The organism is Sphingobium ummariense RL-3, from assembly GCF_000447205.1.
GTDB lineage: Bacteria > Pseudomonadota > Alphaproteobacteria > Sphingomonadales > Sphingomonadaceae > Sphingobium > Sphingobium ummariense.
Map to the genome: position 1 here is coordinate 24,022 of NZ_AUWY01000086.1, position 8,490 is coordinate 32,511.

An 8,490-nucleotide genomic window follows, 5' to 3' on the forward strand; every position below is an offset into this window, starting at 1 on the left:
CTGCTAACTGCCTTCGGCGGAAACCAGTATTATCGAATTGTCGCTGCCCTGAACGGCGCGGACGCCAAATCCGCTTTCGAGCGCATCCACGAAATCCTGCGACCGGTCGAGCCGGAAGGCGCCACCGACCCGCAGGCTGGCGATCGCGGGATCCCCGATCACCAGCGGGGTCGGCCGGTATCGGTTGAATTCCTCGACTGCCTGCGCCAGCGTATCGCCCTCGAATTCCACCATGCCTTCCTGCCAGGCGATGCGCTGCCTGATCTTGGCCGGTTCCAGATGGGTGACGGCAATGCTGCCGCTGCGCACGGCCGCACTTCGCCCGCTTTCGATCCGACGCACGGCGGAGTCGCCGTTGCGAACCGCGACGACACCCTCGATCACGGTCAATTCGGTAACGTCAGCGCGCAGGCGCACATTGAACATCGTGCCGACAGCGCGCACCAATGTGCCGTCAGCATTGACGATGAAGGGCCGTTTCTTGTCATGGGCGACATCGAACTGCGCCTCGCCCTTCAGCAGCGTGATCGACCGGATATCGTCGCGCAACGCGACCTCGACCGAACTGTTGGTATTGAGATGGATAAGGGAACCGTCCGCAAGCTGCACCGTGCGGGTTTCGCCCAGGACCGTGCGATAATGGTCCACCGTGCCGAGCAGGCGCAGTGCGACAGTGGAGGCAACGCCGATCGCGGCCGCTGCGGTCGCCAAGCCGACGAGCAGACCCCGACGGCCGAACAGGGGCGGCCGAACGGGGACCATGGGTTCGTCGGGCGTCGGATCATCGACCAGAGGCCCCACGGGCGGCGCAGGACTGTCCCGTTGATTGGCGGGCAGTTCATTGAGCCGCTCGGCCAGCTCCCAGCCGGCTTCCGCCTTGGCAAAGGCGAAGCCATGGGCGGGGTCCTTCGCTACCCACGCATAGGCGGCCTTCCAGTCTTCGGGAGCGTCGCTGGCCCGCGCCTTAAGGTACAGACGAGCCGCTTCGGCCTCGATCGCCTGCATATCCTCCGCGCTTCTGTAGCGACCAACCAAATCCGGAACCCTCAAACTGTCCAATGGCTTGCATTATCTTCACAGCCGCGCGCGTCAAATGCTTGTCCACAGTAAAGACGGACAGCTCCATCTCCTCTGCTATCTCCTTGACTGATTTCTCATGGACGCGGCGCAGGATGAACGCCCGCCGACATTGAGCGGGAAGCGTGTCGAGAATAGCCTGGAGGTGACGTAGTTCGTCGCGCGCGTGCAGCGCTTCCTCGGTCGAATTGTCGGCCTGAAGCACGTCGAGTTCGGCCACGAGTTCGAGTGACACGATTTTCTCCCGCCTGGCTTCGTCGATGAGCAGGTTTCGCGCGATCTGGAACAGAAAGGCCCGCCCGCTCTGGAGACGGTGGATGTCACCGTTCGCATAGGCTCGGGTCATGCATTCCGCGACGATATCATCGACGTCTTGCCGATGGGACACCACCCGGCGCAGCCTGGAGCGCAATGCGCCTTCATGCGGCAGAATGGCCTGCTTGAACCAGTCCAGCCTTGCTCTGATCGAGTCCACGTCCACGCCTGTCCCCTGTTCTCATCATTCTCCTCTCCGGCGCTCCCGTCTGGGGCTGTGTCGAGGGAATGCAGACGATGCCGACGGCTCCCTCGTCACAAAAATGAGATATTTTTAAGCGTCATTAGCAGAAACGCGATCGGCCTCCGTATCCACCACCGACGGCCAAATTATTTCACGGCCAATCATTTCCGCGGGGGGAGATATGATGTCGCGTAGTTTTCGGAACGTTTCTCTTTGCATGGTGGCAACGGTTGTTGCCCTCAGCGCCCAATCGGCTGCGGCTGCGGAGCCGGCTAGGTTCAAGATTCCGGCCCAGTCGATGCAGACGGCCTTGACGCTCTTTGCCAAGCAATCCGGCATCCAGCTTCTCTTTCCTTATGATCAGGTTGCTGGCCTTCATGCCCAGTCGGTCAATGGCAAGATGGCGCCCGATGTGGCCCTGCAGCGCCTGATCGCCGGGTCGGGTCTGAAGATCACGCTGTCGAACAACAATGTCATCGCGCTGTCCTTGAGCACTCAGCCACAAAAGGCGCGCGCGGTGGAAGTCGCGAGCCTCGGCGTCACGGCCCTGCCCCTCGCCATGCAGGCAAGCGCCGCACCGCAGGCAAGCACCGCGGCCACGGAAGAAGCCACCGGCCCGGCGATCGTCGTCACCGGCTCGCGTGGTCAGGCGCGCACCGTCACCGACAGTCCGACACCGATCGACGTGATTTCCGGCGCGGATCTGACCCGCACCGGCAAGGCGGGCGTGTTCCAGGCCCTCAATACGCTGGTCCCCTCTTTCAACCTGCCCGTCCGCGCGGGCGGCGCCACCTCCACCGTCATTGCGACGGGCGGCCTGCGCGGCCTCAATCCCGACCAGGCGCTGATCCTGGTCAATGGTAAACGCCGCCACAAGACGTCGCTGATCAACGCGGTATCGACGCTCTACAATGGCTCGGTTCCGGCCGACCTCGACATGATCCCGACCGCCGCCGTCGACCATATCGAAGTGTTGCGCGATGGCGCGGCTGCCCAATATGGCTCGGATGCCATCGCCGGCGTCATCAACATCATCCTCAAGGACGATGCCAAGGGGGGCGCCGCGAACGTCACCGCTGGCCAGAATTTCGACCGATCCGACGGCGAGCTCTATCAGGCCGATCTCAATTTCGGCATGAAGCTAGGCGACAACGGCTTCGCGAATTTTTCGGTCAACCTCAAAAAGCAGGAGATGTCGAACCGCGCCCTACCACTCGCCGATTGTTCGGTCACGGCGACCACGACCTGCCTCTATCCGCTGGTCAACGGGCAACTCGATCCGCGCGACGCCGCAGCCGTGGGCACCGAAAGGATCGTCACCATCAGCTATGGTGTCATGCCTTCGCGCAGCATCAATACAGCGCTCAATGCCGGATATGATCTGGGCGGGGTGCAACTCTATGCGTTCGGCACATACAGCCAGAGGCGCTCGGACCTGTGGTACAGCTACCGCTATCCCAAGGACATCAATAACGTCATGGGGATTTTCCCCAACGGTTACCGGCCCCATGTCATGATCGACGAGGAGGATCTCGAATTCACCGTCGGTGCCAAGGGTGAGCTTGCCGGATGGGACTGGGATCTTTCGACCGGCTATGGCCGCAACCGGGCGCGCCAGTCCTCGGAAGGAACGGTCAATCCCTCGCTGGGCCTTCTCAGCCCTACCGAATTCTATATCGGCACGCTGAAATCCTCCGAGTTCGTCACCTCGCTCGACGTGACCCGCGGCTATGACGTGGGCGGCGGCAATCTTCAGGTGTCGGCAGGCGCGCAGCATCGCCACGAACGCTATCAGACCTTCGCCGGCGATCCCGCCAGCTACGCCGTGGGACCGGCGATCATTTCGGGCATGACGCCGGGCGCGCAAAGCTCGGCCGGGTTCCAGCCGGCCGATGCCGCTTACATGTCGCGCGACAATTACGCGCTCTATGCCGATGTCGCCTGGGATCCCACCAAGGACATCACCATCGGCGCAGCCACCCGCTTCGAACATTATAATGACGGCAGCGGCGATACGCTCATCTGGAAAGTCAACGGCCGCTATGCCGCGACCGACTGGATCGCTTTCCGCGCTGCTGCCAACACCGGCTTCCGCGCGCCTGCCGTTGCGCAGCAAATCTATACCCAGACGACCAACCAGTTCCGGACCGTCAACGGCATCCCAAACCAGTTGCTGCAGATCAAGACGCTGGCCGTGGATGATCCTGCCGCCGTCGCGCTGGGCGCGAAGCCGCTTCAGCCTGAAACTTCCTTCAACATCTCCGCCGGTGTGGTGCTGACGCCGCTGCCCAATCTCAACCTGACCATCGACGCCTATCAGATCGACGTCGATGATCGCATCACCATCACCAGCACGCTGACGGGGACCGCGATTTCCAATATCCTGATCGCGAGCGGTGTGCCGGCGGCAGAAGCGCGGACGCTGACGGCGCAATATTACACCAACGCAATCGACACCCGCACGCGGGGCGTCGACGTCGTCGCGTCCTACAAGCACGACCTTCTCGACGCCGTGAACATGCAGTGGAATCTGGGCTTCAACTATAACAAGACCAAGATCACCCACATCATCGACAACCCGCCCGAACTGGCCGCGCTCGGCCCCGACTATGTGCTCTTCGACCGCGCCCGCCGCAGCAACATGACCAACAACCTGCCCCGCACCAAGTTGTCGATCAGCAATCTGGCGACCATGGGCGACTTCACGCTGTCGACCCGCCTGACCCGCTTCGGCAGCTTCAAGCTCTACCAGAACGGCGTCGTGGCCAACGGCGTCACGACCTATCCCAACGATCGCAGCTATGGCGCCAAGTGGATCACGGACATGGAGGCCAGCTGGCAAGTCACGCCGCTGGTCAATGTGGCGGTCGGCGCGAACAATATCTTCAACGTCTATCCCGACAAGAACCCTCGGAGCGATGTCAGCGCGACGCTGGGCCAGGGTCTCTATGTGGGCACGTCGCCGATCGGCTTCACCGGCGGCTTCTACTATGCCCGCGTCGGGCTGACCTTCTGATCCACGTGACGATCCGCGCCGTCTGCATCGGCGGCGCGGACATGACTGACCGGAGATACCATCGCTATGCGTCCCATAACGATCTGGCTCGCAGCCATCGCCGCTTCCACCTCAATGACCACGTCGATTGCCGCGCCTTCGGCCAAATGGGGCGGCGGCGAGATATTGTGGGACAGCTTCGGCGTGCCGCATATCTACGCCAAGACCGAAGAAGGCGGCTTCTACGGTTTCGGCTACGCGCAGGCGCAAAGCCACGGCAATCTCTTGTTGCGCATGTATGGCGAAAGCCGTGCACGGGCGGCGGAATATTGGGGCCAGAAATATGAGAGCCAGGACAAATGGCTGGTCGCCAATGATGTGCCCGCCCGGTCTTTGCAATGGTACAACCAACAGACGCCGCAAATGCGGAAGAATCTCGACGCCTTCGCCGCTGGCGTGAATGCCTATGCCGCCGCGCATCCCGACAGGATTGCGCCCGAGGTGAAGGTCGTCCTGCCCCTCAAGGGCGTCGACATCATCGCGCACGCCCAGCGGCTCATGAATTTCGGCTATATCGCATCCGATCGAAAAGTGCTGTCCGACCCTTCGACCAATGAAGCGGGCGGTTCCAACGCCTGGGCCGTGGCCCCTTCGCGATCGGCCAGCGGCAAGGCGATGCTACTCGCCAACCCACACCTGCCCTGGGCGCCCAGCCAGCTTACCTATTATGAGGCGCAGATCACGGCGCCGGGCCTCGCCATTTATGGCGCGACGCAGGTGGGATTGCCGGTGCTGCGCTTCGGCTTCAACAACGATCTCGGTTTCACGAACACCGTCAACACGATGCAGGGTTTCACCAGCTATCAGCTGACCCTGGAGGGTGACGGCTATCGCTTCGACGGTAAGGTGCTGCCGTTCAAGTCCACCATGAAAAGCTACAAGGTAAAACAGGCCGACGGCACGTTGAAGACCGTGAGCTTCGAACAAAAAAGCACCATTCACGGCCCGGTATTCACCCTGCCTGATGGCAAGACGACGATCGCGCTGAAGGTTGCAGGGCTCGATCGGCCCGGCGTGCTGGAACAATATCTGGACATGGGGAAAGCACGCGACTGGGCTACGTTCGAGAAGGCCCTGCGCAAGATGCAGGTCGTGATGTTCAACATCGTCTATGCCGACCGTGCCGGTCATATCCTCTATCTCGACAATGGCCTGCTCCCCAAACATGCGAGTGGCGACCTCAAATATTGGTCGGCGCCGGTGCCGGGCGATACGTCGGCGACGCTGTGGAAGGATGTCCACAGCTATGACGACATGCCCAAGCTGCTCGATCCCGCCACCGGCTTTGTGCAGAATGCCAATGACCCGCCTTGGCTGGCGACCTGGCCGCGCGCGCTCGATCCCAGGAGCTTTCCCGCCTATGTGGCGCCGATTGGGCCGATGAGCCAAAGGGCGCAGATGTCGGTCAAGCTGATGACGCAAACCCCCAAGATCAGTTTCGAAGATTTCGTGGCCCGTAAGCTGACGACCACGTCGCTGATGGCGGATCGGACGCTCCCTGATCTGCTGGCTGCTGCCGCGGGTTCAAACGATGCCGACGTGCAGGCTGCCGCGACATTGCTGAAGGGGTGGGACCATCGGTTCGAACCCGATAGCCGTGCTGCGCTGCTGTTCGAGACCTGGGCTGGCATCTTCGCGCCAAGAAATTTCACCGACCAATCCAACTATGCCGTCCAATGGACCTTGGACGATCCTCTGGAAACGCCCCGTGGCTTGAAAGATCCGATCGCAGCCGTGGCGATGCTGAAGGAAGCGGTGGCGAAGACGAAGCAGCTCTATGGGGCGATCGACCGTCCGTTCGGTGAGGTTTCCCGCTTCCACATCGGCGATGTCAGCGTGCCCGCCAATGGCGGCTTCGGCAATACCGGAGTGTTCCGCACCATAACGTGGGGGCCAATGAAGAACGGCGAACGGACCCCCGTGCATGGTGAAACCTGGGTTTCGATGGTCGAGTTCGGCACGCCGATGAAGGCTGTAGGCCTTATGAGCTATGGCAATTCCAGCCAGCCAGGATCGAAGCATAATAGCGATCAGCTGCAATTGCTGGCTGACAAGAAGTTTCGCACGCTCTGGATCAGTCGCGCGGACGTGGAGCGGCATATGGAAGAAAAGAGCGTATTTTAAGGGGCATGGTATTGCTGGAATCCCATTCGGCATTCCAGCAGGACCTGTCTTCGGAGGCGTTCCTGTCCTTCGCGCCCGAGGACATCCTGCCCCGCTGCAGATGATTGCGCCGCAGGTCGGAAGGATCGACGCCGTCGCCTATGTCCGCGACCCCGCCGCGCGATACCTTTCGCACCACAGGCGGGCGTGGCCGCACTCGAAGCACTGGCCGAGCGCGAACCGGGTAGAAGCGAGGCGATCCGTGCCGCCACACCGGCCTATTGGGCGGCCGAGGAGGCAGCCTCCTCGCCATAGAGGCGTCCGATCAGATAGGCCCATGCCTGGCTCACCCTCTGCTGGCTGAACGCCTCGACCCTGTTCCCCGGGCGTACCGCCGTCGCGGGATCGAGCTGGCGCTCCAGCGCATCGGCGAGCGCCTGCGGATCCGCCGGATCGGCCAGCAGGCCATGGCGCCCCTCCCCCAGTAGCTGCGCCGCATTTCCTGCGCTGCGCGACGCGACGCAGGGGACATTCACCGCCATCGCCTCCAGCAGCACATTGGGCGATCCTTCCCACCAACTCGGCAGAACGAAGGCATCGGCATGGGCGAGCCAGGGGAAGACGTTGGTCACGACCCCCGGCATGGCGAGATCGTCGGCCATGCCGAGCGCTTCGGCCTGCGCCCGCAGCCGGTCGCGGGCGCGATCGCGACTCTCGCCCAGGATGATGAGCCGCACGGGCCGCCGTGCGCGGAGCAGCGCGAACGCCTGGAGCAGCGTCCCGAAATTCTTCTGCGGCGACAGGCGGCCGATGGCGAGGACCACGGGGTCTCCGCCCGGCGCCAGCCACGGGTGCGGAGGCGGTCCCGCTACTCGGGCGCGCGCGGCCGCCGCGTCGATGCCGTTGGGAATGACGGTGACGCGTCCCTCTGACGCCGCCCGCGCAAAGGCGGGCGTTTCGATCAGGGTCGGCGACACCAGCACGAGATGGGCGGCATCGCGCGCCACCACCGCGGCCGCCGCCCTCCGCGTCCATGCCGCAGCACCCGAAGCGGGCGCGCCGGGCATGGCGCGCATGATGTCGTTGCTGATGCGATAGACGCGCTTCAGGCCTGCCACGCCCAGGCTGCCGGCCCAGGCGGTGGAATGGCCGTGATTGCCCGCCGAGATCAGCAAATCGGGCCGCATGCGCCGCAGCCAGGTCCCCAGACGCCACGCCGCGACAATCTTCTCGAGCGGCCGGGACGGCAGCGCATGGCGCAGCAGGGCGTGGTGCGGAACGCCTGCTACCCCTTCTCCACCCGGCAGGGCCGTGACGATCTGCACGCTGTAGCCCCGCGCGGATAGGTCCGCGGCCAGCAGGCGGACATTGCGCACCACGCCCGTCGCGGCGAGCGCGTGGACATAGAGCGCGATCATACCCGCCGCGGTTCGCGCTCGACCGCGCCGGCCGCGCGCCAGCTCTGCGCGGGCAGGCGGGCGAGATGGTGGCGGTAGAGCGCGCCCAGCCGCGTCGCGCCCAGCCCCTTGCCTTGCACCAGCTGGACGATGTCGGTGCCGGGGTTCCAGTTGCCCTCGACTAGCACAGGCCCTTCAGCGGTCAGGCCGATGTCCCAGCCGATGACGGTGAAGCCCTCGCGGAAATGCCGATGGGCGCTCAGGGCCAGTGCGAGCGACGCGTCATGATCGGGCATGATCCGCCCGGCGATCGGCGCCCCCGTCGCGGGATGCGCCGCGTGGCGGGTCGCGGCGCCCTC

The 8,490-nt window shown here is 63.6% G+C and carries 6 protein-coding genes; 2 read left to right on the forward strand and 4 right to left on the reverse strand.

Features of this window, described 5'->3' with window-relative positions; all coding sequences use genetic code 11:
• Positions 1–3: 3 nt before the first annotated feature.
• Both M529_RS36810 and M529_RS36815 read right to left on the reverse strand, forming a co-directional pair.
• Entirely contained in the window at positions 4–1,005 is a 1,002-nt protein-coding gene (locus tag M529_RS36810) for a FecR family protein (RefSeq protein WP_021318277.1), read from the reverse strand.
• On the reverse strand, positions 965–1,558 hold the full coding sequence (locus tag M529_RS36815) for an RNA polymerase sigma factor (RefSeq protein ID WP_021318278.1): 594 nt from the start codon (positions 1,556–1,558) through the stop codon (positions 965–967). The genes M529_RS36810 and M529_RS36815 overlap by 41 nt, the downstream gene beginning before the upstream one ends.
• A 316-nt stretch (positions 1,559–1,874) precedes the next feature.
• On the opposite strand from M529_RS36815, the gene M529_RS36820 reads away from it, so the two are divergent.
• Positions 1,875–4,592, forward strand: a complete 2,718-nt coding sequence (locus M529_RS36820) for a TonB-dependent receptor (protein WP_021318279.1) — start codon at positions 1,875–1,877, stop codon at positions 4,590–4,592.
• Positions 4,593–4,706: 114 nt separating this feature from the next.
• Positions 4,707–6,755 carry an acylase gene (locus M529_RS36825; protein WP_236617689.1) on the forward strand — a complete coding sequence of 683 codons (2,049 nt, stop codon included), beginning with the start codon at positions 4,707–4,709 and terminating at the stop codon, positions 6,753–6,755.
• A gap of 257 nt (positions 6,756–7,012) precedes the next feature.
• Here M529_RS36825 and M529_RS36830 read toward each other — a convergent pair whose 3' ends face one another.
• The gene (locus M529_RS36830; protein WP_021318282.1) at positions 7,013–8,152 is read right to left on the reverse strand and encodes a glycosyltransferase; all 1,140 of its coding nucleotides are present in this window, start codon (positions 8,150–8,152) and stop codon (positions 7,013–7,015) included.
• Positions 8,149–8,490 (reverse strand): sugar-transfer associated ATP-grasp domain-containing protein (locus M529_RS0124735; protein ID WP_031295029.1); only part of this gene is annotated, 342 nt, incomplete at its 5' end. The genes M529_RS0124735 and M529_RS36830, both read right to left, overlap by 4 nt.